Source organism: Mycobacterium sp., from assembly GCF_965277065.1.
In the GTDB taxonomy this organism is placed as follows: Bacteria; Actinomycetota; Actinomycetes; order Mycobacteriales; family Mycobacteriaceae; genus Mycobacterium.
Map to the genome: position 1 here is coordinate 90,586 of NZ_CBDIBT010000016.1, position 25,376 is coordinate 115,961.

The 25,376-nt window shown below is 67.3% G+C and carries 23 protein-coding genes, 1 tRNA gene and 2 pseudogenes; 12 read left to right on the forward strand and 14 right to left on the reverse strand.

Annotated elements, in window-relative coordinates:
• Nucleotides 1-14: 14 nt before the first annotated feature.
• The 4 genes and pseudogenes from ACQY5A_RS06170 to ACQY5A_RS06185 all read left to right on the forward strand — a co-directional run bounded on the left by ACQY5A_RS06170 (nt 15) and on the right by ACQY5A_RS06185 (nt 3,867).
• On the forward strand, nt 15-1,004 hold the full coding sequence (locus tag ACQY5A_RS06170; protein ID WP_428339513.1) for an alpha/beta fold hydrolase: 990 nt from the start codon (nt 15-17) through the stop codon (nt 1,002-1,004).
• Nucleotides 1,001-1,102, forward strand: a pseudogene (locus ACQY5A_RS06175) (hypothetical protein); the annotation flags it as partial. The gene ACQY5A_RS06170 and the pseudogene ACQY5A_RS06175, both read left to right, overlap by 4 nt.
• Before the next feature lie 47 nt (nt 1,103-1,149).
• Entirely contained in the window at nt 1,150-2,163 is a 1,014-nt protein-coding gene (locus ACQY5A_RS06180) for a zinc-binding dehydrogenase (RefSeq protein WP_428339514.1), read from the forward strand.
• Between the two features lie 255 nt (nt 2,164-2,418).
• Complete coding sequence (locus ACQY5A_RS06185) at nt 2,419-3,867, forward strand: APC family permease (RefSeq protein WP_428339515.1); 1,449 nt, start codon at nt 2,419-2,421, stop codon at nt 3,865-3,867.
• Nucleotides 3,868-3,934: 67 nt separating this feature from the next.
• On the opposite strand, the pseudogene ACQY5A_RS06190 reads toward ACQY5A_RS06185, so the two are convergent.
• Nucleotides 3,935-4,225 (reverse strand): annotated as a pseudogene (locus ACQY5A_RS06190) (type II toxin-antitoxin system VapC family toxin); the annotation flags it as partial.
• A 127-nt stretch (nt 4,226-4,352) separates the two neighbouring features.
• On the opposite strand from ACQY5A_RS06190, the gene ACQY5A_RS06195 reads away from it, so the two are divergent.
• Complete coding sequence (locus ACQY5A_RS06195; RefSeq protein WP_428339516.1) at nt 4,353-5,072, forward strand: SIMPL domain-containing protein; 720 nt, start codon at nt 4,353-4,355, stop codon at nt 5,070-5,072.
• Nucleotides 5,073-5,256: 184 nt separating this feature from the next.
• Here the strand turns inward: ACQY5A_RS06195 and hpt are convergent, their stop codons facing one another.
• The 4 genes from hpt to dacB are packed head-to-tail and all read right to left on the reverse strand — an operon-like array spanning nt 5,257 to nt 9,283.
• The gene (gene hpt / locus ACQY5A_RS06200; RefSeq protein WP_428339517.1) at nt 5,257-5,874 is read right to left on the reverse strand and encodes a hypoxanthine phosphoribosyltransferase; all 618 of its coding nucleotides are present in this window, start codon (nt 5,872-5,874) and stop codon (nt 5,257-5,259) included.
• Nucleotides 5,875-5,907: 33 nt separating this feature from the next.
• Nucleotides 5,908-6,870: a tRNA lysidine(34) synthetase TilS gene (gene tilS, locus ACQY5A_RS06205; RefSeq protein ID WP_428339518.1), complete on the reverse strand. Its 963-nt coding sequence runs from the start codon at nt 6,868-6,870 to the stop codon at nt 5,908-5,910.
• Nucleotides 6,849-7,892, reverse strand: coding sequence for a zinc-dependent metalloprotease (locus ACQY5A_RS06210; protein WP_428339519.1), 1,044 nt, complete (start codon nt 7,890-7,892; stop codon nt 6,849-6,851). Before ACQY5A_RS06210 ends, tilS begins: the two co-directional genes overlap by 22 nt.
• Entirely contained in the window at nt 7,889-9,283 is a 1,395-nt protein-coding gene (dacB, locus tag ACQY5A_RS06215) for a D-alanyl-D-alanine carboxypeptidase/D-alanyl-D-alanine endopeptidase (protein WP_428339520.1), read from the reverse strand. Before dacB ends, ACQY5A_RS06210 begins: the two co-directional genes overlap by 4 nt.
• A 113-nt stretch (nt 9,284-9,396) precedes the next feature.
• On the opposite strand from dacB, the gene ACQY5A_RS06220 reads away from it, so the two are divergent.
• The gene (locus ACQY5A_RS06220) at nt 9,397-9,885 is read left to right on the forward strand and encodes an inorganic diphosphatase (RefSeq protein WP_428339521.1); all 489 of its coding nucleotides are present in this window, start codon (nt 9,397-9,399) and stop codon (nt 9,883-9,885) included.
• A gap of 71 nt (nt 9,886-9,956) precedes the next feature.
• The gene (locus ACQY5A_RS06225; RefSeq protein WP_428339522.1) at nt 9,957-10,646 is read left to right on the forward strand and encodes a hypothetical protein; all 690 of its coding nucleotides are present in this window, start codon (nt 9,957-9,959) and stop codon (nt 10,644-10,646) included.
• Between the two features lie 168 nt (nt 10,647-10,814).
• Here ACQY5A_RS06225 and ACQY5A_RS06230 read toward each other — a convergent pair whose 3' ends face one another.
• Entirely contained in the window at nt 10,815-11,792 is a 978-nt protein-coding gene (locus ACQY5A_RS06230) for a TerC family protein (RefSeq protein WP_428339523.1), read from the reverse strand.
• Nucleotides 11,793-11,990: 198 nt separating this feature from the next.
• Entirely contained in the window at nt 11,991-12,485 is a 495-nt protein-coding gene (locus ACQY5A_RS06235; protein ID WP_428339524.1) for a hypothetical protein, read from the reverse strand.
• Nucleotides 12,486-12,571: 86 nt separating this feature from the next.
• On the opposite strand from ACQY5A_RS06235, the gene ACQY5A_RS06240 reads away from it, so the two are divergent.
• Genes ACQY5A_RS06240 through ACQY5A_RS06250 form a run of 3 tightly spaced genes read left to right on the forward strand, consistent with a single transcriptional unit; the run spans nt 12,572 to nt 14,839 of the window.
• Entirely contained in the window at nt 12,572-13,783 is a 1,212-nt protein-coding gene (locus tag ACQY5A_RS06240) for a hypothetical protein (RefSeq protein ID WP_428339918.1), read from the forward strand.
• 25 nt (nt 13,784-13,808) lie between these two features.
• Nucleotides 13,809-14,501: a glycosyltransferase family 2 protein gene (locus ACQY5A_RS06245; protein ID WP_428339525.1), complete on the forward strand. Its 693-nt coding sequence runs from the start codon at nt 13,809-13,811 to the stop codon at nt 14,499-14,501.
• A complete protein-coding gene (locus ACQY5A_RS06250; RefSeq protein WP_428339526.1) occupies nt 14,498-14,839 on the forward strand; it encodes a DUF2304 domain-containing protein in 342 nt (113 codons plus the stop codon). The genes ACQY5A_RS06245 and ACQY5A_RS06250 overlap by 4 nt, the downstream gene beginning before the upstream one ends.
• On the opposite strand, the gene ACQY5A_RS06255 is transcribed toward ACQY5A_RS06250, so the two are convergent.
• The gene (locus ACQY5A_RS06255; RefSeq protein ID WP_428339527.1) at nt 14,836-15,783 is read right to left on the reverse strand and encodes an NAD-dependent epimerase/dehydratase family protein; all 948 of its coding nucleotides are present in this window, start codon (nt 15,781-15,783) and stop codon (nt 14,836-14,838) included. The two genes, ACQY5A_RS06250 and ACQY5A_RS06255, sit on opposite strands and share 4 nt — an antisense overlap.
• Here ACQY5A_RS06255 and ACQY5A_RS06260 point away from each other — a divergent pair.
• The gene (locus ACQY5A_RS06260; RefSeq protein ID WP_428339528.1) at nt 15,749-17,578 is read left to right on the forward strand and encodes a hypothetical protein; all 1,830 of its coding nucleotides are present in this window, start codon (nt 15,749-15,751) and stop codon (nt 17,576-17,578) included. The two genes, ACQY5A_RS06255 and ACQY5A_RS06260, sit on opposite strands and share 35 nt — an antisense overlap.
• A gap of 81 nt (nt 17,579-17,659) precedes the next feature.
• Here the strand turns inward: ACQY5A_RS06260 and ACQY5A_RS06265 are convergent.
• Nucleotides 17,660-17,732 (reverse strand) — tRNA-Thr (locus tag ACQY5A_RS06265).
• Nucleotides 17,733-17,796: 64 nt separating this feature from the next.
• On the reverse strand, nt 17,797-18,993 hold the full coding sequence (locus tag ACQY5A_RS06270; RefSeq protein WP_428339529.1) for a DNA polymerase III subunit delta': 1,197 nt from the start codon (nt 18,991-18,993) through the stop codon (nt 17,797-17,799).
• 104 nt (nt 18,994-19,097) lie between these two features.
• On the opposite strand from ACQY5A_RS06270, the gene ACQY5A_RS06275 reads away from it, so the two are divergent.
• The gene (locus ACQY5A_RS06275; protein ID WP_428339530.1) at nt 19,098-20,687 is read left to right on the forward strand and encodes an adenylate/guanylate cyclase domain-containing protein; all 1,590 of its coding nucleotides are present in this window, start codon (nt 19,098-19,100) and stop codon (nt 20,685-20,687) included.
• On the opposite strand, the gene ACQY5A_RS06280 is transcribed toward ACQY5A_RS06275, so the two are convergent.
• The 4 genes from ACQY5A_RS06280 to ACQY5A_RS06295 form a co-directional block, all read right to left on the reverse strand.
• Nucleotides 20,684-21,085 carry a hypothetical protein gene (locus tag ACQY5A_RS06280; protein WP_428339531.1) on the reverse strand — a complete coding sequence of 134 codons (402 nt, stop codon included), beginning with the start codon at nt 21,083-21,085 and terminating at the stop codon, nt 20,684-20,686. The two genes, ACQY5A_RS06275 and ACQY5A_RS06280, sit on opposite strands and share 4 nt — an antisense overlap.
• 119 nt (nt 21,086-21,204) lie before the next feature.
• Entirely contained in the window at nt 21,205-24,030 is a 2,826-nt protein-coding gene (gene topA, locus ACQY5A_RS06285) for a type I DNA topoisomerase (protein ID WP_428339532.1), read from the reverse strand.
• Between the two features lie 184 nt (nt 24,031-24,214).
• Nucleotides 24,215-24,793 (reverse strand): hypothetical protein, encoded by a 579-nt coding sequence (locus ACQY5A_RS06290; protein ID WP_428339533.1) that lies wholly within the window; start codon nt 24,791-24,793, stop codon nt 24,215-24,217.
• Nucleotides 24,794-25,007: 214 nt separating this feature from the next.
• A complete protein-coding gene (locus ACQY5A_RS06295; protein WP_005138711.1) occupies nt 25,008-25,211 on the reverse strand; it encodes a cold-shock protein in 204 nt (67 codons plus the stop codon).
• Nucleotides 25,212-25,376 lie beyond the last annotated feature (165 nt).

Consider the following 25,376-nt stretch of genomic DNA (forward strand, 5'->3'; position numbering starts at 1 on the left):
GCTTTGGTGAACCTGTGTCTGACCGTCAGCCCATCACCGAACGAACCATCGAAACCAACGGCGTGCAGTTGCACACCCTCGAAGCGGGAGAGCCCGGTGCGCCGCTGGTTGTGCTGGCTCACGGCTTCCCCGAACTTGCCTACTCCTGGCGGCACCAGATACCGGCGCTGGCCGCTGCCGGCTACCACGTGCTGGCGCCCGATCAGCGCGGTTACGGACGCAGCACCAGCCCAGGTGACATCACCGATTACAACGTCGCCGCCCTTTCCGGCGACCTGATCGGCCTGCTGGACGACGTCGGCGCCGACAAAGCGGTCCTCGTCGGCCACGACTGGGGCGCCCCGGTGGTGTGGGGCTCGGCGCAACTGCACCCTGCGCGGGTCGCCGCCGTCGTCGGCATGAGCGTTCCGCCGGTGCCGCGATCGCAGGTAGCGCCGACGACCGCGTTCCGCACGATCTTCGGCGACAACTTCTTCTACATGATCTATTTCCAAAAGCCCGGACCGGCCGACGCCGAGTTGGGCGCCGACCCGCGCCGGACCATCACCCGGATGCTGGGTGGACTGACACGGTCCGAGGATCCAGTGGCCGCGTTGCGGATGATCGCACCGGGCCCCGCCGGTTTCATCGAGCGCCTGCCGGAGACTGACGGCCTGCCGGCCTGGATCACCTCGGATGAGCTCGACCACTACGTCGACGAGTTCACCCGCACCGGCTTCACCGGTGGACTGAACTGGTACCGAAACCTGGACCGCAACTGGGAGTTACTGGCCGACGCGCCGGCCGCCACCATCGACGTGCCGACCATGTTCATCGGTGGCACCGCAGACCCGGTGCTGAGCTTCATGCGTCCCGACCGGGCGCCCGAATTGGTGAGCGGCCGCTACCGCGAGGTGCTGATCGAGGGCGCCGGACACTGGCTTCAACAGGAGAAGCCGGACCAAGTCAACGAATTGCTGCTCGACTTCTTGTCGAGTCTGAAGACCGGCGCCGAACGGTCATGAACCGTCCACTGAACTTCGGAGTCTTCGTCACCCCGTTTCATCCGACCGGCGAATCCCCTAGGGTCGCACTGGAATACGACATGGACCGCGTAGTCGCGCGGGCCATCGCCGAGCACGTCTGCGAACACCAGTCGCAAAGCCGCTGATGCGCGCCTCGGTGCTGCGGGACGGCCGCATGGTGTATCGCGACGACCTTGCCGACCCGGTGCCGGGGCCCGGCCAGGTGCTGGTGGCGGTGCGCTCCTGCGGAATCTGTGGCTCCGACCTTCATTTCGCCTCGCATGGCGCCGAGGTGCTGTCGCTGAGCAGCGAAATGTCGAGCGAGGCCGGCGGCATGAACGTCGACCTGAGCCGCGACGTCTTCATGGGCCACGAGTTCAGCGCGGAGATACTAGAACCCGGCCCCGGTACCGACACGCACCCGGCGGGAACTCTTGTCACGTCGATCCCGGTGCTGCTCTCGGGCGTCGAAGTCGAAGCGATCGTCTACAGCAACACGACGGTGGGCGGTTACGCCGAACGAATGCTGCTTTCGGCGCCCCTGCTGCTGCCCATTCCGAATGGCCTTGATCCGCAACACGCTTCGCTCGCCGAGCCGATGGCGGTCGGGCTGCATGCGGTGAACAGGTCCGGGATACAGCCCGGTGAGGCCGCGCTGGTGCTCGGCTGCGGCCCGATCGGTATCGCGGTCGTCGCCGCATTGCGTGCCCGCGGAGTCGAGGCCGTTGTGGCATCGGACTTTTCACCGAAGCGCCGTGAACTCGCCGCTGGCATGGGTGCGTATCAGACCGTTGATCCCGCGCAGGGCTCGCCGTTCGACGCCGCAAATCCGGCGGTGGTGTTCGACGCGGTCGGCGTTCCCGGAATCATCGACGATGTGATGCGCCGCGCTCGGCACGGCACGCGGCTGGTCGTGGTGGGCGTCTGCATGCAAGCCGACACCGTGCACCCGTTCTTCGCTATCGCCAAGGAGATCAGCGTTCAGTTCGTCCTCGCCTACGACCCAGCAGAATTCGCCGACTCGCTGCGAGCGATCGCCGAGGGCGACATCGACGTCAGTCCGATGATCACCGGCGCCGTCGGCCTCGAGGACGTCGGGGCCGCGTTCGATGATCTCGCTGACCCCGAGCGTCACTGCAAGATACTGGTCACACCGTAGGCGTACATCGCCAGATGCATTTTCACCGTATCGCGGCCCGAATAATGTTGAGCCATTGAATGATTCAACAGATTGACGGCGAAACACACTCTTTCGGACACGTATTCCATCATCAGCGCGTCCGCGACCCCAGCGCTGGTATATCTTGGTGCGAGCTGACCAGCTCATCACGAATGAGCACCCCGTGAAGCAGCTGTCAGCCACAGCAGCCGACCGTCCCGGCGTGGCGACCACAGATGCCCGTGAGGAGGCGCCATGCCCGCGTCGGCACTGAGCGTGCCGCAGCAGATGCTGCGGCGCCGCCCGGTCAGCGGCGCGCCGGTCGCCGTGGGGGCCTCCGATCAACTGCAACGCACTCTCGGCGTCTTCTTGCTGACGATGTTCGGTGTCGGCGAGACGGTCGGGTCCGGCATTTTCATCGTGCTGTCGCAGTCGGTGCCGCAAGCCGGGCCGGCGGTCGTCATCTCGTTCCTCATCGCCGGCCTCGCGGCGGGGCTGGCGGCGATCTGCTACGCCGAACTTGCCTCGGCGGTACCCGTCTCGGGATCGGCCTACTCATATGCCTACGCCACGCTCGGCGAATTCGCCGCGATGGGGGTCGCGGCCTGCCTGTTGCTCGAGTACGGGGTGTCAACCGCTGCGGTGGCCGTCGGCTGGAGCCAATACCTCAACAAGCTGCTCGACAACGTCTTCGGATTCGTTCTGCCACAAGCTATTTCGGCGGCGCCGTGGGATCCCCAGCACGGCCTGGTGAACCTGCCCGCGATTGTCCTGGTGGCAATGTGCGCGCTGCTGTTGATCCGCGGCTCCAGCACTTCCGCCAAGGCCAACGCCGTCATGGTGATGATCAAACTCAGTGTGCTGGTGCTCTTCTCAGCCGTTGCCTTTACCGCGTTCAATGCCGGCAACTTCAAGGACCTGGCCCCGTTCGGCGTCTCCGGCATCAGCCTGGCGTCGGGCACGATCTTCTTCGCGTACATCGGTCTCGACGCGGTGTCCACCGCCGGCGACGAGGTCAAAGACCCGCAGCACACGATGCCTCGCGCGATCATCGCCGCGCTGCTGATCGTGACCTCGATCCATGTGCTCGTCTCCGTCGCCGCCCTCGGAGCGCAGCGATGGCAGGACTTCAAGGGTGAAGAGGCGGTGCTGGCGGTGATCCTGGATCACATCACCGGCAACACCGCGGGAAGCACGATTGTCGCTGCGGGCGCGGTGATCTCGATCTTCTCTGTCACCCTGGTGACGCTGTACGGTCAGACCCGCATCCTGTTCACGATGGGCCGCGACGGGCTGCTGCCGGCGACATTCGCGAAGGTGAACCCCCGCACCATGACGCCGGTGCGCAACACCCTGATCGTGGCAATGGCGGTGGCTGTGCTGGCCGCGCTGGTCCCCCTGGAACGGTTGGCCGAAATCGTGTCGATCGGCACGTTGACCGCGTTCATCGTGGTGTCCGCGGGCGTGATCGTGCTGCGCATCCAGGAGCCCGACCTACCTCGCGGCTTCAGGGTGCCCGGCTATCCGGTGACGCCCATTTTGTCCATCGCGGCGTGCGCCTACATCCTGTTCAGCCTGCACTGGTATACGTGGGTGGCGTTCAGCGCCTGGGTCGCGGTGGCGCTCGTGTTCTACCTGGCGTGGGGCCGCCGGCACAGCGCCCTCAACGGCGATGCCGAGAAGGGTGCGACGGCCCGCGGCTGACGCCGAGGTGAGGGTGCGTCCAGCTCATAACAACGTTCCGTGTCGTCGGCACCCGTCGCTGGCGGCGCTAGACAGACTTGTTCGCAAACGGTGGCTGCAGATCTTCGAACATGGGGAAATGGTGCACATTGAGGGTTGCCAGCTCAAGTCCCTTGACGTCCGCCGTTGCCGCCACGAGGTAGTCGCCGAGTCCGATCCCGTTGTGGCTGCGGCGATATCTGCGCATCATGTCGCCCGCGCGGCGTGCGATGATCTCGGTCGCGGGTTCAGCGCGAAAGGACGCCAACGACCGCCATACGTCGCGACGCTCGGCTGATCGCAACCCGCCGATCAGTTCAGCGACCGACACGACGCTTATGAAGATCTTTGGCTGCTGACAAGACGGCAGCTTGCCGTTTGCGCATTCATCTGGACGTCACCAAGGCGGACAGACGTACCACCCATCCCGACGATCCACGCTTCCGAGGACAACTAGGGTGCCACGCATGCCCATCACTCAGCGCGCCACCCTGGCGTTACGCATCGTGCTCGCGGTTGGCCTGGCCGCGACCGCCGCCGCGTGCGACCACGCCGCCCCCGAAAAGCTGGGCGAGAATTCACGCCAGGTGACGGTTGTCGGCTCCGGCCACGTGCAAGGCGTCCCCGACACGCTCACCGCCGATGTCGGTATCGAGTTCACCGCCCGCGACGTCACCGTGGCGATGGACCAGACCAACGCCCGCCAGCAGGCGGTGATCGACGCCCTGGCCAACGCAGGCGTGGACCGCAAGGACATCAGCACCACCGACGTCAGCCTGCAGCCGCAGTACGACACCGCGGGTGCCGTCGTCACCGGCTTCCGCGCCGCCAACTCGATCCGGGTCAAGATCCACCCGGCCGGCACGGCGTCGCGACTGTTGGCGGTCATCGTCGGCACCGGCGGCGATGCGACCCGGATCGACTCGGTCAGCTACTCGATCGCCGACGACTCGCAGCTGGTGAAAGACGCTCGGGCACGCGCGTTTCAAGACGCCAAAGACCGGGCCGCGCAGTACGCGCAGCTGTCCGGTCTCGGGCTGGGCAAGGTCATCTCGATCTCGGAGACCTCCGGCGGCGCTGCCAGGCCGGCTCCGGCGCCCCGGAGCGGCATGGAGGCCGCTGTTCCGCTGGAGCCCGGCCAGCAGACAGTGAGCTTCTCGGTGACCGCGGTCTGGGAACTGCGCTAGCGACTTCGTTCGACTGTGCTTCAGTGGCATTCAGCGTGCACTGAGGGCGGCGACACGCCGGGCGGCACCGCCCTGATCGCTCACTCGGCGCTCCAGAACGCCGTGTATGCACACTCGACGCGCGACACGCTCCCATTCTGGTGGCGACCCGCGGCGACCGGCTTCGCCGGCCTTGCGATCGCCACTAGTCCTGGTAGACCCGTGGGTCCAGGGTGCCGATGTAGGGCAGATCGCGGTAGCGCTCGTCGTAGTCCAGTCCGTAACCCACCACGAACTCGTTGGGGATGTCGAAGCCGACGTAGGCGATGTCGGCGTTGGCGCGCAACGCGTCCGGTTTACGCAGCAGCGTGCACACCCGCAGTGAGTGGGGACGGCGGGTGGCCAAATTGCGCAACAGCCACGACAGCGTCAGCCCGGAGTCGACCACGTCCTCGACGATGAGCACGTCGCGGTCGTTGATGTCGCGATCGAGGTCCTTGAGGATCCGCACCACGCCTGAGGAGGATGTCGAGGATCCGTAGGAGCTGACCGCCATGAACTCGAACTGGTTGGGCAGTGGAATCGCGCGGGCCAGGTCGGTGACGAACATGACCGCGCCTTTGAGCACGGTGACCAGCAACAGGTCGTATCCGTCGACACCGGCGCGCGCGCGGTAGTCCTCACCGATCTGAGCTCCGAGCTCCGCGATGCGGGCCTGGATCTGATCTTCGCGCAGCAGGACTGATTTGATGTCCCCTGCGTACAGCTCCGGTGAGTCCGCCGCCACGAGCACAGCGTGCCATGCCTGGGCGCTGGAGACCAATGGTGGCCAGCTTGGGCTGCCAACCCGTCCCGGCTAGACCTGCTCCCGACGCAGCGTCAGCAGGCCGTTGCTTCGCCCGGCGACCAGCCGTTGCCTGCGCAACGCGGACCCGACTGCGACTCCACCCTGGCCACGCCAGGCGGTCACCAGCGTGTCCACGCCGCGAATCTGCTTGTCGGTCAACCCGATCGCGCCTCCGGCAATCAGCCAGCCGCGAATGACGCCGCGGCGAACCGGGTCGGGTAGCGCCGTCAACACCCGGGCGTCGAGTCCGTCGGCGGTCGCGGCGGTGCACATCGCCTGCTCGATCAGCGAGTCGATCAACTCGGTGTCGGCGCGAAGCGCGGTCGCGGTGCGTGCCAGCGCCTCGGCCACTCCCCCACCGAGAACCTCCTCCAGCAACGGCAGCACCTCAAGGCGCAGCCGGCTGCGGGTGAAGCGCCGATCGCCGTTGTGCGGGTCATGCCAGGCGGTCAAGCCCAACTCCGCGCACGCGGCGTGGGTGACCTCGCGCCGCACCCCCAGCAGCGGCCGGCACCAGGGCGGGTCGTTGGGACGCATGCCGGCGATCGACCGCGCACCGGACCCGCGGCCCAATCCGAGCAGCACGGTTTCGGCTTGGTCGTCGAGCGTGTGCGCCAGCAACACCGGCCGGTCTCCGCGGGCGTCGGCCAGTGCGCGGTATCGAGCGGCGCGCGCAGCGGCCTCCGGACCACCTTCGCCGTCAACCTCCACGCAAAGAACCTGCGCCTCAACGCATCCCAGTTGCTCAGCCTGCTGTTGAGCGGTGGCTGCCACCGCCGCCGAGCCGGGCTGCAGTCCGTGGTCGACGATCAGCGCCGTGGTTGGTCGCAGCGACGCGGCAATCCCGATGAGCGCCAACGAGTCTGGGCCACCGGAAAGCGCGACGCACCAACTCTCGGCGGTGCCGAGATGTTCCGTTGCGAACGCCGCCACCGCTGCGCGGAGTTCGGCTACAGCACCCGGTCGATCCATCGTTGCGGGTATTCGATCTCGATCGGCCGGGGCAGCGTGTCCGGACTGGTCCAGACGGTGTTGAAGCGGGCCATTCCAACGCGGTCGACCACGTGGTCGACGAACGCCTTGCCCCGGGTGTATTGGCTCAATTTGGCGTCGATACCCAGCAGCGCACGCAGTAGCCGCTGCAGCGGTGGCTGTTTACGGGTCCGTCGCTCGTCGAAGCGGGCACGGATGGTGGCTACCGTCGGAACCACAACGGGCCCAACGGCATCCATCACATGATCGGCATGGCCCTCCAGCAGGGTGCCGAGCACCAGCAGCTGATCCAGCGCCTCGCGCTGTGGCTCGGACTGAACGGCGCGCAACAATCCGAGGATGCCGGCCGAGTTCGGGTTGGACTGCGACAAGTCGCCGCGACTGCGGACGAATTCGGCCAACCGGCCCACCACCTGCGCCATGTCCTCGCTGCGATCGGTGGTCAGCACTCCGAGCGCCTGCGACATGTACCCCGACAACCACGGGTTGGCGGTGAACTGCACCCGGTGGGTGACCTCGTGCAGACAGACCCACAGCCGGAAATCGGCAGGGTCCAAACGTAATTGACGCTCGACCGCGATGACGTTGGGGTACACCAGCAGCAGCGTGCCGGCGTCGGTGAACGGGTCGTACTGACCGAGAATCCCGGTGGCAACGAACGCCAGCACGGCGCCGGTCTGCGCGCCGGCGAGACGCCCGCTGATCACGCCGCGCGGCTTGTCGGTTCCGCCGGTCATCACCCGCATCGACTCTGCCGCCGCCCCGATCCAGCCGGGCCGGTCGACGATGCGCGCCTCGGGCACTACCGCGTTGGTGTGCAGGCCGGTGACGTCGCGCACCGGCGGTTCGGCCGCTTTGGCTGCGGTGGAAAGGTTTTCGATCGCCTGGCGGCGGGTGTAGTCGGTGGACGGCGGACCTGGGCGGGCCAGCCTCCGCCCGACCGTCGCCGCGAACCGCCAGTCGACGGTGCGCCCGATGGTGAGGTCAGCCGAGGCGGTCATGTGACGCATCCGCATGACCACAGTGCGACGGCGACCGCATCGATCGCCGTGCGGCCGGATTGCCCGGCGTCGTTGGAGATCAGCGCGAAGCTCAGCACCCTTCCGCTGCGATCGGTCACCACCCCAGCTAACGCGTTGATAGCGGTCAGCGAACCAGTTTTGGCGCGTAACCAGCCGGCAGGACCGGAGCCCGCCGGAGTCCCGTCGATGAAGCGATCCGACAGCGTGCCGCTGCCACCCGCGATCGGTAGGAGGTCCAGCAACGGTCGCAGCGTCGGCTCATCCGGGCCGGCTGCCGCCTGCACTACGGAGTCGAGGGTTTTGGCGGTCAGGCGATCCTCGACGGACAACCCGCTGGAGTCCTGCAACATCGCGCCGCCGGTGTCGATGTGCGCGGTGCTGAGCCGATTGGTCACCGCAGCGACGGCTCCGGTGAAGCTCAGCGGCCGCTGCATGGCCGCGGCCACCTCACGCGCGATGCATTCCGCCATCACGTTGTCGGAGACGTTCATCATCTCGTTGAGCCGGTCGATCAGCGGAGCCGACTGAACCGCGGCCAGTTGTCGCGCGCCGGAGTCCACTGGCTGGCTGGTGACGGTCACCCGCTGCGGGTCGACCCCCAATGCTGCGGCCAGGGCGTGTCCCGCGTCCAGGGCGGGCGTGGTCGATCGCCGCGACTCGTCGGTGGCCGGCTGAATCCGCCCGGCGTCGAGCATCACCGACTCGATCGGCGCGATGTCGCCGCCCTCGATGTCGGCTGGATCCCAGCCCGGAGCGAACGTAGGACCGCTGAACAGCGAGGTGTTGACCTGGATGGCGGTCGGGGTCACGCCGCTGCGACGGACCTGGTCGGCGAGATCGCTGAGCCGGGCTGCGCCGTGGTACCAGGTGTCCTGCCCGGGCGCCGCGCCGGACAGCGTCGGATCGCCGCCACCGACCAGCACGATGACTCCGGCGGCCTCCGGCTTGTCGGCGGCGACGACGCGGGTGGTAACCCGCGCGTCGCGGTCCAGCGCCAAAAGCGCGGCGGCGCTGGTCAGCGTCTTGTTCGTCGACGCCGGCTGCAGCAGCACGTCGTCGGACTGCTGCCACAGTTGCTGGCCGGTCAGCGCGTCGGTGACGCGCGCGCCCAGCTTGCCCAGGTTCGGATCGGCCGCCGCCAGCGCCAGCGCCTCCGCCAGCGCCGTGGGGCTGGGAATCGGCTCGTTGGCCGCGACCGGGATGAGGCCCGGCTTGGCCGTTATGGCCGGCGGCGGTGGCGGAACGTGCGCGCTGGCACCGCCGCCGTTGCTGGTGAGCAGTGCGGCGGCAGCCACCAGGGCAGCAACGATCGCCAGCACACTGGTTGCCACGATCAGATGGGTAGACGTACGCCACTGAGTGGGACGCATGGCCCTCCTGCCTTCTTTGCGCCCATTGTGCGCCAAACCCCCGCGGACGGATGCGGTGCGGGAGCCCTACGATCAACGCCAAGCAACATTTCTCAGGCGAAGGAGCCAGACCGGTGCAATTCGACGTGATCGTCGAGATCCCCAAGGGTCAGCGCAACAAGTACGAGGTCGACCACGAGACCGGCCGGATTTTTCTCGACCGCTACCTCTACACGTCCATGGTTTATCCGACGGACTACGGCTTCATCGAGGACACCCTGGGCGAAGACGGCGACCCGCTGGACGCTCTGGTGTTGCTGCCCCAGTCCGTCTTCCCGGGAGTTGTGGTCAAGGCCCGTCCGGTCGCCATGTTCCGGATGACCGACGAGGCCGGCGGCGACGACAAGGTGCTGTGCGTGCCCGCCAAGGACCACCGCTGGGACCACATCGGGGACATCGGTGACGTCCCGCAGAACGAGCTTGACGAGATCAAGCACTTCTTCTCGCAGTACAAGGCGCTCGAGCCAAACAAGTTCGTCAAGGCGGCCGACTGGGTGGGCCGCGAGGAGGCCGAGGCCGAGGTGCTGCGTTCGATCGAACGATTCAAAAAAGAGGGCCACTGAGCCGGAAGCGTTCGGCTCTGAGCGAACGCTTTGGGGTCGAAGCCGCAGTCCCGCGGTGGCATCCTGGCTAGGTGGGCCCGCTTCATTTCGCCGCGAACTTCTGGTGGCTGCTCTTCCCGCTCAGCGGGACCGTCTTCGGCGCCGTGCGCGCCGTCGCCGCGGCGAACGAGCGCCGGGCCGAACGACGGCTCGAACGGTATCGGATCAAGCACCAGGCCAAGGTCGCCATCGCCGAAGCGTCCGGGCGCGGGCGGGGCAACGAGGACAACCAGCGGCGTGAGATCGTCAAACTCCTTGCCGCGCATGACCGGACCGACGCCCGATGGCTGGACTACGAGGTCGACATCGCCCGGTTGCTCGACTTTCCGCTGATGACCGACATGCGCAATGCGCTGACCGTCGCATTCCATAAGGCCAGGCAGCGAGCCGACCTGCTGCGTCCGGAACGGCCTGACGATGTGCTCAGCGATCGGCCCGCGCAACTCGAATACCGCGACGCCGTGCACGAGTACGTCAGCGCGTTCGAGGTTGCCGAAACCGAGGCGATTCGCCGGCGGCGCAGCGACTTCTCCGACGACGAGCAACAGCGGCTGGCACGAGCCCAGAACCTGCTGCGGCTGGCCCAGGACGAGGCTGCCTCCCCGCAGGAGCGGCAGAGCGCCTATACCCGGGCGGGCCGCGAACTCGACGGGCTGATTGCGTTGCCGGCCAACACGCGAGCCGGTATCGAGCAACGCATCGCCGCCCAGATCGAAGCCTGATCGGCGCGCTGGCCCAGCCGGCAGCGCTGGTAGGCGCCATCGGAGGCGGCATCCTTTTTCCGTTTTGTGACCACCCGCGATATCGCGTGGCCGCGGTGATATCGCCGGTGGTCAAGATTCCGCGCAGAGGACGTCGGCAGACTCAGGTGCCGAAGTGACCGATGTGGCTCAGCGCGGTGCTCGCGGCTCGTCACCTCGGGTCGCGACGATGCTGGCGAAAGCGGCAACCACCAGGGTCGCTGCGATCACCGCGAGACTGACCGGCGTCGTTATCTCCGGGACGTCAATGTGCTTGCCGCCGTTGATGAATGGCAGGTCGTTCTCGCGCAGCGCGTGCAGGATCAGCTTGACGCCGATGAACACCAGGATCACGGCGAGCCCTTTGGACAGATAGACCAGGCGCTGCAGCAGGCCCTCGACGATGAAGTACAGCTGCCGCAAGCCCATCAGCGCAAAAACGTTGGCGGCCAACACCAAATACGGCTCTGACGTCAACCCGTAGATCGCTGGGATGGAATCCAGAGCGAAGACCAGATCGGTGGCGCCGAGAGCGAGAACGACCAGAGCCATCGGCGTGATCGACCGCCCCGACCCCTCCTTGACGACGAGCTTGCGGCCGTGCCAGTCGTCGGTGACGCTCAGATGGTTGCGGGCAAACCGGACCAACCCGTTCTCGCTGTCGGCGTCGTGTGTCGCCCCGCGCGCCAGTCGCACCGCGGTGTACACCAGGAACGCGCCGAAAATGTAGAAGACCCAGGTGAACCGCTGAATGGCGGCGGCTCCCAGGGCGATGAAGACGCCGCGGAAAATCAGCGCGATCACGATGCCGATGAAGAGGGCCTCCCGCTGATAGACCCGGGGCACGCCGAAACTCGCCATGATGATGACGAAGATGAACAGGTTGTCGACCGACAGACTGTACTCGGTGAGCCAGCCGGCGAAGAACTGGATCGCGAACGGCCGCCCATGAAAGAACCACGTCCAGATTCCGAAGCAGACCGCCATCCCGATGTAGGCGGACAAGCCGAACGCGGAGCGGCCCATCCTCGGCTCCCCTGACCGACGCGCCATCACCACCACGTCGAACAGCAGCACCCCGATGGTCACGCCCAGGGTGACGAACCACTCCAGCAGGGAGACGTGCATGGGGGATACCTCCGGTCGTTGACAACCAGAGGTCTCTTCCACCGCCGCGGCTTGCTACCGCGACGGCCCGCGGGCCGGTCACCCGATGACGGGCGACGTGATGACGACTCCGAGGCCGAGGAATACTCCCCTCCTCCAGCAGTCTGTCAGGTCGCTGACGTCGCGGCATGCGGAGGGCAGCGGCGGCTGTGAGTAGTTTCAATCCTTGACGTCCTCCTCGCCCAAAATGGCGGGGATTCCCGGCTCAGCCAGCACCGGCACCTCGAGGAGGTCCGAATGTCTTACAGCGTCAGCACCGGCAGGGTTGAGACCAGCCCTGTCCAGAATGACTCTGGCAGCATTTCGGTCGCGATCCTGGATCACAGCACAGAATTCGCAGACGAAAGCCCGTTCCGACAGCAGCAAGCGGGACTTGGCTCTCGCACCGCAACCGCTGCACATTCCATGGTTGGCAACGACTTTGGTGGCCCACTTACGCGCAGTGTCCTGCCGCTTCCGGGCGAGCTTCTCGGCCCGAAAGTTGCGCAACATCTGCTGTTGAGCCACCACCGAACCCTCACGCAGCCAGTCATGCTCGCCACGCCACTCGGTCAAGGTGTTGTCGCGAACCCACTCACCAATCTCGTTGAGACGCTCCACGGCCCGGTTCCACACCCACCGGCAGCGATCCCACTCCGCTTGCAAACCCGTCAACGCGGCCGCACCCTGGTGAAACAGTGACCGAAGTGGGCGGCAGCCCTGGCGTCGGAGCGTTCGCCGGCCCGATCGCCCGCAGCAGCATGGCCCGCGTGGGCGCCGCGACCGCAGTGACCGCGGTCTGCGGCTACGCGGTGGTGTACCTCGCCGCCCGCGACCTGGCGCCGGCCGGATTCTCGGTCTTCGCGGTTTTCTGGGGGGCGTTCGGGCTGGTCACCGGGGCAGCCAACGGTCTACTGCAGGAGACCACCCGCGAAGTTCGCTACGCCGGCTACGCCGAGGTGCTGCCGGATGCACGCACGCATCCGCTGAAGGTGGCGGCCGTGGTGGGGCTCGGGGCCGCCGTCGTGATCGCCGGCAGCTCGCCGCTGTGGAGCGGCCGGGTGTTCGCGCAGGCCCACTGGCTTTCGGTGGGTCTGCTCAGCGTGGGGCTGGCGGGCTTCTGTTTGCATGCCACGTTGCTGGGCATGCTGGCCGGCACCAACCGTTGGACGCAGTACGGCGCGCTGATGGTGACCGACGCCGTCATCCGGGTGGCCGTCGCTGCGGCCACCGTTGTGATCGGCTGGGGCCTGGTCGGATTCCTGTGGGCCACCGTCGGGGGCGCGCTGGCCTGGCTGATCATGACCGGCGCTTCTCCGTCGACACGGGCGGCGGCCCGGCTGCTGACACCGGGCGGCATGGCGACCTTTCTACGCGGCGCGGCGCATTCGGTCACCGCTGCCGGAGCCAGCGCGATTCTGGTGATGGGTTTCCCGGTGCTGCTGAAAGTCACGTCCCCGGATGTGCCGTCGGATGGGCTCGGCGCCCAGGGCGGGGTGGTTATCCTGGCGGTCACATTGACCCGCGCCCCGCTGCTGGTACCGCTGACCGCCATGCAGGGGAATCTGATCGCGCACTTCGTCGACCAGCGAACGGCCCGGCTCCGGGCCCTGCTCGCACCCGCCGCCCTGGTCGGCGTGATCGGCGTGGCCGGGGTGATGGCCGCCGGCCTGCTCGGGCCGTGGCTGCTGCGGGCGGGGTTCGGGCCGGACTATCACGCGGCGGGCCCGCTGCTGGCCTGGCTGACCGCGGCGGCGGTGGCGATCGCGATGCTGACGCTCACCGGCGCCGCGACGGTCGCGGCCGCGCTGCACCGGGCCTACGCGCTGGGCTGGGTGTGCGCGACGGTCGCGGCGACGTTGCTGTTGCTGTTGCCGCTGCCGCTGCAGACCCGCACCGTGGTCGCACTGCTGTGCGGCCCGCTGGTCGGCATCGGCGTCCATCTGGTCGCGCTTGCTCGTCTGGGCCGCTGATCTGCGTGTACCTTGTGGGCTTGATATGCCCAGTGAAACGCGTGACGTCTGGATCGTGGTGCCCGCCTTCAACGAAGCGGGCATCATCGGCGACGTGATCGGTGAGCTGCGGTCGGTTTTCCCGAACGTGGTGTGTGTCGACGACGGCAGCGCCGACGACACCGGCGACATCGCCTTGCGGGCTGGGGCGCATCTGGTGCGACACCCGGTGAACCTCGGCCAAGGGGCGGCTATCCAGACCGGCGTCGAGTACGCCCGCAGCCGACCCGGGGCCCAGGTCTTTGCCACCTTCGACGCCGACGGTCAGCACCGCGTCGCCGATGTGGTCGCGATGATCGACCGGTTGACCCCCGATGCCGCCGACATCGTCATCGGCACCCGATTCGGCCCGGGCGTCAGCCGGCCGCCGCTCCTGAAACGTGTTGTGCTGCAGACGGCCGCGCGGCTGAGCCCGCGTGGCCGACGGCTGGGCCTGACCGATAGCAACAACGGCTTACGGGTGTTCAACAAGACCGTCGCGGATCGGCTCGACCTCACCATGAACGGGATGAGCCACGCAGTAGAATTCATCATGCTGATCGACGAAAACCGTTGGCGGGTGGTCGAACAACCCGTCGAAGTGCTCTACACCGAGTACTCCTCGGCCAAGGGGCAGCCATTGCTCAACGGGGTCAACATCGTCGTTGACGGTTTTCTGCGAGGAAGGATGTCGCGGTGAACTGGATTCAGGGTCTGCTGATTGCCTCGATTGTCGCGCTGGTGGTCTACCTGCTGCGCTCCCGGCGCAGCGCTCAATCGCAGGCCTGGGTCAAGGTCGGCTTTGTGTTGTTCGTGCTGGCCGGCGTGTACGCGGTGCTGCGGCCCAACGACACCACGGTGGTAGCGCATTGGCTGGGGGTGGCCCGCGGCACCGACCTGATGCTGTACGCATTGATCGTCGGGTTCAGCTTCAGCACGCTGAGCACCTACCTGCGTTTCAAAGACCTCGAATTGCGTTACGCCCAACTGGCTCGCGCGATCGCGCTCGAGCGCGCTCAGCCGCCGGAACCGCGCTAGCGGGACGAGTGGGTCTGACGGAAGTAGTCCACCGTTCGCGCCACGCCGTCATCCAGCGAGACTTGCGGTCGCCAGCCCAAAACCTTTGCAGCTGAACCGATGTCGAGGCAGGACCGTTTCAGGTCACCAAGCCGGGGCGGATGGAATTCCGGGTCGTCGGGGCCACCGACAACGGCGGCGACGGCCGAATGCAGTTGACGGTCCGAGGTTTCCACGCCGGTACCGACATTGAATCGCTGCCCGCCACCGTCCGGGCCGGAGGCTTTCACAAACGCATCGACCACGTCCTCGACGAACACGTAGTCGCGGGTATTGGATCCGTCGCCGAACACCTTGGTGGGCTTACCGGACAGCAGCGCCAGCGCAAAGATCGCCACCACGCCGGCCTCGCCGTGAGGATCTTGTCGAGGCCCATAGACATTGGCCGGTGCGATGTGCGAGCAGTCCAGGCCGTAAAGGTGCCGGAACGTGTTGAGGTAGATTTCGCCGGCCACCTTGCCCGCGGCATACGGCGATGCCGGGTCGGTAGGCACGGCCTCGCTGGTCGGGTAGGTCGGCGGTGTCCCGTAGATCGACCCGCCCGACGATGTGTGCACCACCTTGCGTACACCGGTCTGCCGCGCCGCGTCGGCGAGTCGCACGGTCCCGATCACGTTGACCGATGCGTCGAATTGGGGGTCAGCGACCGAGTGCCGAACGTCGATCTGCGCGGCCAGGTGGAACACCACCTCCGGACGATGCTCGTGGAAGATCGTTCGCAGATCCGCGGTGACGATGTCGGCCTCGACAAAGCTGAACGCGGCGGTATCGGCGACGTGCTCGAGGTTGGTGGCTCGCCCGGAGGCGTAATTGTCCAGGCCGGCGACGGTGTGCCCGTCGCTCAGCAGCCGGTCGACTAGCGTCGATCCGATGAACCCGGCAGCCCCGGTGACCAGTGCACGCACCGGCTCACCATACCGACGGGCCCGCCGGCTACCGATGGTGGCGCTGGCCGCTGCGCTCCTCATCGCGATCCAGCTGGTGGTTCGCGGGATGCTGGCGTTTCGCGGCTACTTCTACTGGGACGACTTCATTCTGGTCAGCCGCGCCGGCACGCACGGCCTGCTGTCGCCGTCATTTCTGTTCGACGACCACGACGGGCACGTCATGCCGGCCGCGTTCCTCGTCGCCGGGGCTATCACCCGCGTGGCGCCGTTGAACTGGATCGGGCCCGCCATCAGCCTCGTGGTGTTGCAGCTGCTGGCCTCGCTGACATTAGTGCGTGCGTTGTTCGTGATCCTGGGCTGGCGTCCGGTGCTGCTGGTGCCGCTGACCTTCGCGCTGTTCACCCCGCTGGGTGTGCCGGGGTTTGCGTGGTGGGCCGCGGCGTTGAACTCGCTGCCGATGCTGGCCGCGCTGGCCTGGGTATGCACCGACGCAATCCTGTTGGTGCGCACCGGCAATCAGCGGTACGCCCGCACCGGAACGCTGGTCTACCTCGGCGGGTTGCTGTTCTTCGAGAAGTCCGCGGTGATCCCTTTCGTCGCGTTCGCGGTCACCGCGCTGCTGAGCTACGTTCGCGGCGAACGGGCACCGCTGTCGAAAGTGTGGCGCGACGGCGCCCGACTGTGGACTCTGTCGTTGTCGCTGACCGCCGCCTGGGTCGCCGTCTACCTGGCCGTGGTCAATCAGCGCCGGTGGAGCACTGACCTGATGATGACGTGGGATCTGTTGCGCCGCTCCATCACTCATGGGATTGTCCCAGGCTTAGCGGGAGGACCCTGGCAGTGGGGCAGGTGGGCGCCGGCCTCGCCGTGGGCGACCCCGCCGGCGTCGGTCATGGTGTTGGGCTGGCTGGTGCTGGCCGCGATGCTGGCGCTGTCGTTGGTTCGCAAGCAGCGCATCGTGCCGGTGTGGCTGACCGCCGCCGGATACGTGGTCGCCTGCCAGGTCCCGATCTACTTGATGCGCTCGTCGCGCTTCACGGCGCTGGAGTTGGCCCAAACCTTGCGATATTTATCCGATCTCGTGGTGGTGCTGGCCTTGCTGGCCGCGGTCGGCTTCTGCGCGCCCGACCGTCCGTCGGCACGCCGACCGGACGCGTCTCCGCGGCGCACGGCAGTCACGACCGCCGCCGCGGTGGCCTTCGTGGCGAGCAGTTGCTACTCGACGGCGACCTTCCTGACGTCCTGGCGGGACTACCCAGCTCAAGCCTATCTGCAGAATGCCCGCCGAGATCTGGCGACCGCGCATGCGACATCGAGCGCGCCACTTCTCGACCAGGAGGTCGATCCGCTGGTGCTCGGACGGGTGGCCTGGCCGGAGAACCTGGCCGGCCACCTGTTCGCACTCATCCATGACCGGCCCGAATTCGGCTCGACGACAACACAATTGAGAATGCTCAATGCCCAGGGCCGGCTGGTCGACGCGCAGGTGACCTGGGTGCGCGCGATGAGACCCGGCCCGGTCCCGCAATGCGGGTATCTGGTGCAGCCCGACCACCCGATCGAGATCGGCCTCGACGGCCCCCTGCTGCCGACGGATTGGGCCGCCGAGGTCAACTATCTGGCCAACAGCGACGGTTCGATGACGCTGGCGCTGTCAGACGGGACGAACACCCGGGTTCCGGTGCATCCTGGGCTCAACCGGGTGTTCGTGCGACTGCCCGGCGCCGGCAACACCATTCGGGTTCGGGCCAACACCGCCGCGCTGAGCGTGTGCCTCGCGGCCGGGCCGGTGGGGTATGTGCTGCCACGCTGAGCTCCGGATCGCGAAAGTAACGCCAGGGTGATCCCGAGCCCGCATTTTCGCCGCGGCGTTACGCTCGCGGCCAGAAGACGGAGCCACCTAGGAGAATCGAACTCCTGACCTGCTCATTACGAGTGAGCTGCTCTACCGACTGAGCTAAGGTGGCGCGCCCTGTAGGGCGGGACGAGTCTACGGCAGGGCTGCTTGAGCCCCCAAAACGCCAAGTCCGCTCAGTGGCGCAGTTGCTGGCCGATGGTGGCGACCATCGCGTCGACGGCGAACTTGGGTTTGACGTTGATGGCCAGCGCCTCGCGGCACTCGAGTACGGATTCGATGCAGCGCAGCAACCGATCCGCCGGCACGTGCGCGGCCATCGCCGCGATCTGCTGCTCCATGTCGGGATGGTTGGCACGCGGACCCGGCGCGTTCGCCGCGACCAGCAGCGCGTCGCGGAAGTAGGTCGCCAGGTCGATCAGCGCACGATCCAGCGCGTCACGCGACGCCCGGGTCTGGCGCGACTTCTGCCGTCGCTCAAGGTCTTTGATCGCACCCGCGGACCCGCGCAATGCGCCGGCCGTGCCCTTACCGGTGCCTCCTGCACCTAGCGCGGTGCGCAGCTCCTCCGTTTCGGCCTCGTCGCGATCGGCGGTCAGACCCGTCGCCTCGGACTCGGCGGCGGACACCAGCGCCTCGGCCGCGGCGAAGGCCTTCGACCGGGTCGCGGCATCGCGGGCCAGGCCCAACGCCTGCATCCGCCGATCCCGCGCCTCCGGATCGGTGGCCAGCCGCCGGGCGCGGCCGACGTGGCCGCCGCTGACCGACGCCGCCCACGTCGCGGTCTCGGCCGACAGCCCGTCGCTGTCGATCAGAACCTGCGCGATGGCATCCGGCGGCGGCGTCACCAACGCGACGTGCCGGCAGCGGGACCGCAGAGTGATCGCGATGTCTTCGGGATCGACCGATGGCGCGCACAGCAGGAAAACGGTGCGGGGCGGCGGTTCCTCGACCACCTTCAGCAACGCGTTCGCCGCGCCCTCGGTGAGCCGGTCGGCGTCCTCGACCACAACGATCTGCCAGCGCCCAGTGCTGGGCCGCCGTGACGCAACCTGGACGATCGCACGCATCTCGTCGACACCGATGGACAGTCCCTCGGGAATGACGCGGCGCACGTCGCCGTGGGTGCCGGCCATCGTCGTCGTGCAGGACCGGCACTCACCACAGCCCGGAACCCGATCCGACGTGCACTGCAGGGCCGCCGCGAAGCACAGCGCGGCCACCGAGCGCCCTGAGCCGGGCGGGCCGGTGATCAGCCAGGCGTGTGTCATCGCGGAACTGTGAGTCGTATCACCGCGCGCGGCCCCAGCGGCAGCCACCAGGTCGGCCTCCACCGACTGCTGGCCGACCAGGCGCGCGAATACCCGTGACATCACCGGCAAGAGTAGTGGCAGCCGGTGACGGTCCCGCCCGATCGGGCATCGCATACTGCCCTTTCGGCTACTTCTAGGTCCCCGCCGACCGATACGGTGGGCAGGTGAGCACCCCGGTGACCCTTCCTGGACGAATCAGCGGATTCCTCCAGTGGTTGGTGCGCACGCCATGGCCGGTGTTCATGCTCAGCCAACTGCAAGCCGACATCATCGGCGCGCTTCTGGTGCTGGGCTTCCTGCGGTACGGACTGCCCCCCGAAGACCGCATCGAACTTCAGCGACTGCCGGCGCTCAACCTGGCAACCTTCGCCGGGTCGATCGCGGTGCTGTTCATCCTCGGAACGGCGATAAGCGCGCGTTCCCTGGTGCCGGTGTTCCGGTGGCAGCGGCGCGACGCCCTGCTGGCCGACACGGACCCGGCCGCAACCGAGCTGGCCCGTAGCCGGGCGCTGCGGACGCCGTTCTATCGCACGGTGATCAACCTGGCGTCCTGGCTGGTCGGCGGCACGGTCTTCATCGTCACCAGCTGGCCGGTCGCCCATCACGCGGCGCCGGTGGTGGCCGTGGCCACCGCGCTGGGCGCGACCGCCACCGCGATCATCGGCTACCTACAGTCCGAACGGGTGCTGCGCCCGGTCGCCGTCGCGGCCCTGCGCGGCGGGCTACCGGAGAATATCCGGGCCTCCGGGGTGATCGGCCGCCAGATGCTGGCCTGGGCGCTGTCCACCGGCGTGCCGCTGCTGGCGATCGTGCTGGCCGTGGTGGCCGACAAGGCGGAGTATCTGCACGGGCCGCCGGAGAAGCTGTTGAACCCGATCCTGCTGCTGGCGTTACTGGCGCTGGGCATCGGGGTGGCCAGCACGCTGCTGGTGGCGATGTCGATCGCCGACCCGCTGCGCCAGCTGCGCTGGGCGCTGGGTGAGGTGCAGCGCGGTAACTACAACGCGCACATGCAGATCTACGACGCCAGCGAGCTGGGCCTGCTGCAGGCCGGCTTCAACGACATGGTCCGCGACCTGTCCGAGCGGCAGCGGCTGCGCGACCTGTTCGGTCGCTACGTGGGCGAGGACGTCGCACGGCGGGCGTTGGAGCGCGGCACCGAACTGGGCGGGCAGGAGCGCGATGTCGCGGTGCTGTTCGTCGACCTGGTCGGCTCGACCAAGCTGGCGTCGACCAGGCCGCCGGCCGAGGTGGTCAGCATGCTCAACGAGTTCTTCCGGGTCGTGGTGGACACGGTCGGTCGGCACGGCGGATTCGTCAACAAATTCCAGGGCGACGCGGCGCTCGCCATCTTCGGCGCGCCGATCGAACACCCGGACGCGTCCGGCGGTGCGCTGGCCGCGGCCCGCGAATTGCACGACGAACTGCTGCCGGTGATTGGCTCGGCGGAATTCGGCATCGGGGTGTCTTCGGGCCGCGCCATCGCCGGACACATCGGCGCACTGGCCCGCTTCGAATACACCGTGATCGGCGACCCGGTCAACGAGGCGGCGCGGCTCACCGAGTTGGCCAAGCTCGAGGACGGCCATGTGTTGGCGTCAGCGGTCGCCGTCAGTGGGGCCCTGGATGCCGAAGCGCTGTGCTGGGACGTGGCTGAAGTGGTGGGGCTGCGCGGCCGAATCTCGCCGACGCAGTTGGCCCGGCCACTCAATTTGGCCGCGCCGGAAGAGATTTCGAGCGAAGCGAGTGGCTAGCGGCCGGCAGGCGGCGCGAGTGTGAGGTCGCCGGGTAGCAGCGGCCCGATGTCGATGAACGACTTGCCCTGCGGGTCCGGGGTGCCGACCGGATCGTTGCCCAGGTTCAGCAGGTCGCTGAGACCCGGCACGCTGGCCGGCTGACCGCCTGCGAGCACCCCGGCGTCGGACTCGGTGATGTTCTGCACCACGACTGGGGTTTCCACCCCGCCCATGGTCTGCAAGAGGTCCGCGAAAGAGGGGCTGTTCGCGTCGGGGTTCTCGTGCGAGTTGTTGGAGAGTTGCATCGCGGGCACCTCGACATCGCGCAGCGGAGGCGACGACGGGGCGGCGATCAGAATGCTGACGCCACCGAGCGCAACACCAGCGGTGATGCAGTATCGGACAGCGGGTCGCATGATTCTCCCTACCGGACGCGTGACGGTTTCACGACGTGTGTACGGACACTGTACCTGAGAACTGGCTGAGAATCACCCTTTAATTTTCAGTTTCTGCCGAGAATTCTGAAAACAGGCCGCTAGCTGCGCTTTGCCGCCTTCTTGGCCGGCGATTTCTTCGCGGCTTTCTTCGCCGGCGGCTTCTTGGCTGCAGCCTTCTTGGCCGTTTTGTTCACCGGGCCCCGGGCCCGCCGATCCGCTAGCAACTCCGACGCGCGCGCGTCGGTGATCGACAGCACGTCGTCGCCCTTGCGCAGGCTCGCGTTGGTCTCACCGTCTGTGACGTAGGGGCCGAAGCGGCCGTCCTTGATCACCATCGACTGCCCAGACGCCGGGTCGGTACCCAGTTCGCGCAGCGGCGGCGCGGCAGCGCCCTGCCGTCCGCGCCGCTTGGGCTCGGCGTAGAGCTTCAACGCCTCTTCGAGGGTGACGTCGAAGATCTGGTCTTCGGTGGCCAGTGAGCGAGAGTCGGTGCCGCGCTTGAGGTATGGGCCGTAGCGGCCGTTCTGCGCGGTGATCTCCTCGCCTGCATCGGGGTCGACGCCGACCAACCGCGGCAGGGACAACAGCTTGAGCGCGTCCTCGAGTGTCACCGTTTGCAGGTCCATGCTGCGCAGCAGCGATCCGGTGCGCGGCTTGGGTCCGGTGGGCTTTTTTCCCTTCTTCGCCGGTTGCCCGGCGGTGCCGTCGTCATCGTCCGGCTTGGGCAGCACCTCGGTGACGTACGGGCCGTAGCGGCCGTCCTTGGCGACGATCTCGTGCCCGGACCCCGGATCGACCCCGAGCGAGCGGCCTTCCTGCGGCGTCGCGAACAACTCCTCGGCGACGTCGACAGTCAGCTCGTCGGGCGTCAGTGAGTCGTGCAGGTTGGCCCGCTGCGGCGTCGGTTCGCCGTCGTCGCCGATGACCATCCGCTCGAGGTACGGACCGTTCCTGCCGACCCGCACGTTGACCGCGCGGCCCTCGGCGTCGTCAAAAAGCTTGATGGAGTTGACTTCTCGGGCGTCGATGCCTTCGAGGTTGACGCCGACGAGCCTCTTCAGGCCACCGGAGCGCGCGATCGAGTCGGCCACGCCGTGGTCGCCGCCGAAGTAGAAGTTGTTCAGCCAGTTGCTGCGCCGCTCGGTGCCTGAGGCGATCGCGTCGAGTTCGTCTTCCATCGCGGCGGTGAATCCGTAGTCCACCAGACGCCCGAAATGCTGCTCCAGCAAACCCGTGACAGCGAACGCCACCCACGACGGGACCAGCGCGCTGCCCTTCTTGTGGACGTAACCACGGTCCTGGATCGTCTTGATGATCGACGAGTACGTCGACGGCCGTCCGATGCCGAGTTCTTCCAGCGCCTTGATCAGCGACGCCTCGGTGTAGCGGGCTGGCGGATTCGTCGAGTGGCCGTCCGGGGTCAGCTCGGTGGCATCCACGCGCTGGCCCTGGGTCAGCTGCGGCAGCCGGCTCTCGGCGTCGTCGGCTTCACCACCGGCCTGGTCGTCCACTGTTTCCACGTAGGCCTTCAGGAACCCCGGGAAGACCAGCGTGCGGCCGCTGGCGCTGAACTGCACTTCTCTTGTCTGGGTGCCCTCAACTCTGCCGTTGATCCGCAGGCTGAGCGTGGTGCCGCGGGCGTCGGCCATCTGCGACGCGACCGTACGCTGCCAGATCAGCTCGTAGAGCCGAAACTCGTCGCCGTCGAGCTCGCGCCGCACTCCGTCGGGGGTGGCGAAGGTTTCCCCCGCCGGCCGGATCGCTTCGTGCGCTTCCTGCGCGTTCTTCACCTTGCGGGTGTACTGGCGCGCCGTCGGGTAGACGTACTCCTCGCCGTAGAGCTGACGGGCCTGCGTGCGGGCCGCGTTGATCGCCGACTGCGACAGCGTGGTCGAGTCGGTACGCATGTAGGTGATGTAGCCGTTCTCGTACAGCCGCTGGGCGATGCTCATCGTGCGCTCGGCGGAAAACCGCAGCTTGCGGCCCGCCTCCTGCTGCAACGTCGAGGTCATGAACGGCGGATACGGGCGACGGGTGTAGGGCTTTTCCTCGACCGATCCGACGGTCAGCTGCGATCCGCGCAGGCCGGTGGCCAGCGCACCGGCGCTGGACTCGTCGAGAACAACAATTTTTTCGGCCGCTCCGCTGCCTCCGCGCAAAGTGCCCAGCGAGTCGAAATCGCGTCCGGTCGCGACCCGCAGACCGTCGACGGTGGTCAGTCGGGCCGCGAACCTCGGCGGCTGCGCGTTGGGGTCGGACACGCTGGCGTCGAGTTCGGCCACCACGTCCCAGTAGGCGGCGCTGCGGAACGCCATCCGGTCGCGTTCACGCTGGACGATGATGCGGGTGGCCACCGATTGGACCCGTCCCGCGGACAGCTTGGGGGCAACCTTCTTCCACAGCACCGGGCTGACCTCGTAGCCGTACAGCCGGTCCAGGATGCGGCGGGTTTCCTGGGCGTCGACCAGGTCGATGTCCAAGTCGCGCGGGTTGGCAGCCGCTTCCAGGATCGCCTGCTCGGTGATCTCGTGGAACACCATGCGCTTGATCGGAATGCGCGGCTTGAGGGTCTCCAGCAGGTGCCAGGCGATCGCTTCGCCTTCGCGGTCACCATCAGTGGCCAGATAGAGTTCGTCCACGTCTTTGAGCAGGCCCTTGAGTTCGGTGACCGTGCTCTTTTTGTCCGGGCTGATGATGTAGAGCGGCTCGAAGTCCTCGTCGACATTGACCCCGAGTCGGGCCCAGGGCTGCGACTTGTATTTCGCGGGCACGTCGGCCGCTGCGCGCGGGAGGTCACGAATGTGGCCCCGGGACGACTCAACGATGTAATTCGCGCCCAGGTAGCCGGCTAATTTGCGCGCCTTGGTCGGCGACTCGACAATGACGAGTCGCCGCGTGACGCCATTCCCCCCGCCGTCAGCCACCTTTGATTACGCTCTCTTTCACTAATTCATCGGCCCCTACCGGCCCGCGAATGTCTTTTCCGCGATCAGCCAGCGTCAATCTACGGTGCTTCGGCCTGTAGACACCTGACAATGTGGCACCCGAGATGGGCCGACGCAAACCGACCCCCCGTGCCGAACCCTTTTTGACGCCGCCCTCGATCAGCTAGACGTGCGGCCAGAATGGCAGCGCTCCGCCGAAGTCGGGAGGGTCTCCTACGTTCTCTACCAGGCGCGATAGCCTCCGCCGACCACTGATTCGCAGCGCGGGCCGGGCCCCGCGGGTGCCGATCAGGGTCGGAGCGATCCCGACGCGCATCAGCGCCGACGCCAGCGGCGAGTGGGTGTCCGGCGCGTGCGGGTCCAGTCCTAACAGGTAGCGGTCGGCGTCCGGGCTGCCGGCAGCCAGTGCCCACGCGCGCAATTCCCGAGGCCCGGGCAACCACAGCGGCGGCAGGGTCTTCACCGCACCGCGGGTCCATTCGCCGGCCATCACCAGCAGCCGGGCGTCTACTGTCGTGCGCACCAGCGGTGTGTGTTCGTCCGTCTGAGTGATCTCAGCGGTCAATCCGGCCTCGTCGATCATCTGGCCCAGCGCCTGCGCGCGCCAGTCCTGATCGACGACCACGGACAGCCGGGCCCCACTGCCGACCGTCAAGATCTGCCCGGCGGCCGCGAGCACCCCGGTCAGGTCGGTGACCGCAGGGGGCACCGACTCTGCCGAGAAGAACGACAGCTGGCTCACGTCACCGACAGTAGGCGTCCGACCGACGACGATGCGCGCCGCAACGCGGCGGGAGGTGGGGGCACCTCCCAGCCGCGCGAAGCGGCGAGGGGGCGAGTCGGTCCATCAATCCCGGGCCGCGACGCAAGGCACGGCGTGCGCAGGTGTCGACAACGAAAACCCCCCGTCCGAACCCGGTGATGGGAACGGTGCGGGGGGTGTCGTTGCTAATAGCTCAGACGGCGCGGACGCCGGTGGCCTGAGGACCCTTGGGGCTCTGTCCGACCTCGAACTCGACTCGCTGGTTCTCCTCGAGGGTGCGGAAGCCGCTTCCCTGGATCTCCGTGTAGTGGACGAACACGTCGGCCGAACCGTCTTCGGGTGCGATGAAGCCGAATCCCTTTTCCGCGTTGAACCACTTCACAGTTCCCTGTGGCATTTCTTGATGTTTCCTTTACTACTCGGGTGCGGAGCATCACCTCGATACTCCGGGCCCGTTCCGACCGCTTAACCTTGCTGAGTCGCCGGAACTTCACCCGACCTACAACCTCGCAGGAACCGCGACCGCAACGTCGATCCTGCGAAAGTTTGACACGAACACAGA

What these genes read in the sequence shown, in the direction of transcription:
- ACQY5A_RS06280 (WP_428339531.1), bottom strand. Translation starts at nt 21,085, where the DNA reads ATGCGACCCGCTGTCCGATACTGCATCACCGCTGGTGTTGCGCTCGGT.
- ACQY5A_RS06180 (WP_428339514.1), top strand. Translation starts at nt 1,150, where the DNA reads ATGCGCGCCTCGGTGCTGCGGGACGGCCGCATGGTGTATCGCGACGAC.
- ACQY5A_RS06195 (WP_428339516.1), top strand. Translation starts at nt 4,353, where the DNA reads ATGCCCATCACTCAGCGCGCCACCCTGGCGTTACGCATCGTGCTCGCG.
- ACQY5A_RS06240 (WP_428339918.1), top strand. Translation starts at nt 12,572, where the DNA reads ATGGCCCGCGTGGGCGCCGCGACCGCAGTGACCGCGGTCTGCGGCTAC.
- ACQY5A_RS06260 (WP_428339528.1), top strand. Translation starts at nt 15,749, where the DNA reads ATGAACCCGGCAGCCCCGGTGACCAGTGCACGCACCGGCTCACCATAC.
- ACQY5A_RS06185 (WP_428339515.1), top strand. Translation starts at nt 2,419, where the DNA reads ATGCCCGCGTCGGCACTGAGCGTGCCGCAGCAGATGCTGCGGCGCCGC.
- ACQY5A_RS06270 (WP_428339529.1), bottom strand. Translation starts at nt 18,993, where the DNA reads ATGTCACGGGTATTCGCGCGCCTGGTCGGCCAGCAGTCGGTGGAGGCC.
- ACQY5A_RS06210 (WP_428339519.1), bottom strand. Translation starts at nt 7,892, where the DNA reads ATGACCGCCTCGGCTGACCTCACCATCGGGCGCACCGTCGACTGGCGG.
- ACQY5A_RS06245 (WP_428339525.1), top strand. Translation starts at nt 13,809, where the DNA reads ATGCCCAGTGAAACGCGTGACGTCTGGATCGTGGTGCCCGCCTTCAAC.
- dacB (WP_428339520.1), bottom strand. Translation starts at nt 9,283, where the DNA reads ATGCGTCCCACTCAGTGGCGTACGTCTACCCATCTGATCGTGGCAACC.
- ACQY5A_RS06230 (WP_428339523.1), bottom strand. Translation starts at nt 11,792, where the DNA reads ATGCACGTCTCCCTGCTGGAGTGGTTCGTCACCCTGGGCGTGACCATC.
- tilS (WP_428339518.1), bottom strand. Translation starts at nt 6,870, where the DNA reads ATGGATCGACCGGGTGCTGTAGCCGAACTCCGCGCAGCGGTGGCGGCG.
- ACQY5A_RS06295 (WP_005138711.1), bottom strand. Translation starts at nt 25,211, where the DNA reads ATGCCACAGGGAACTGTGAAGTGGTTCAACGCGGAAAAGGGATTCGGC.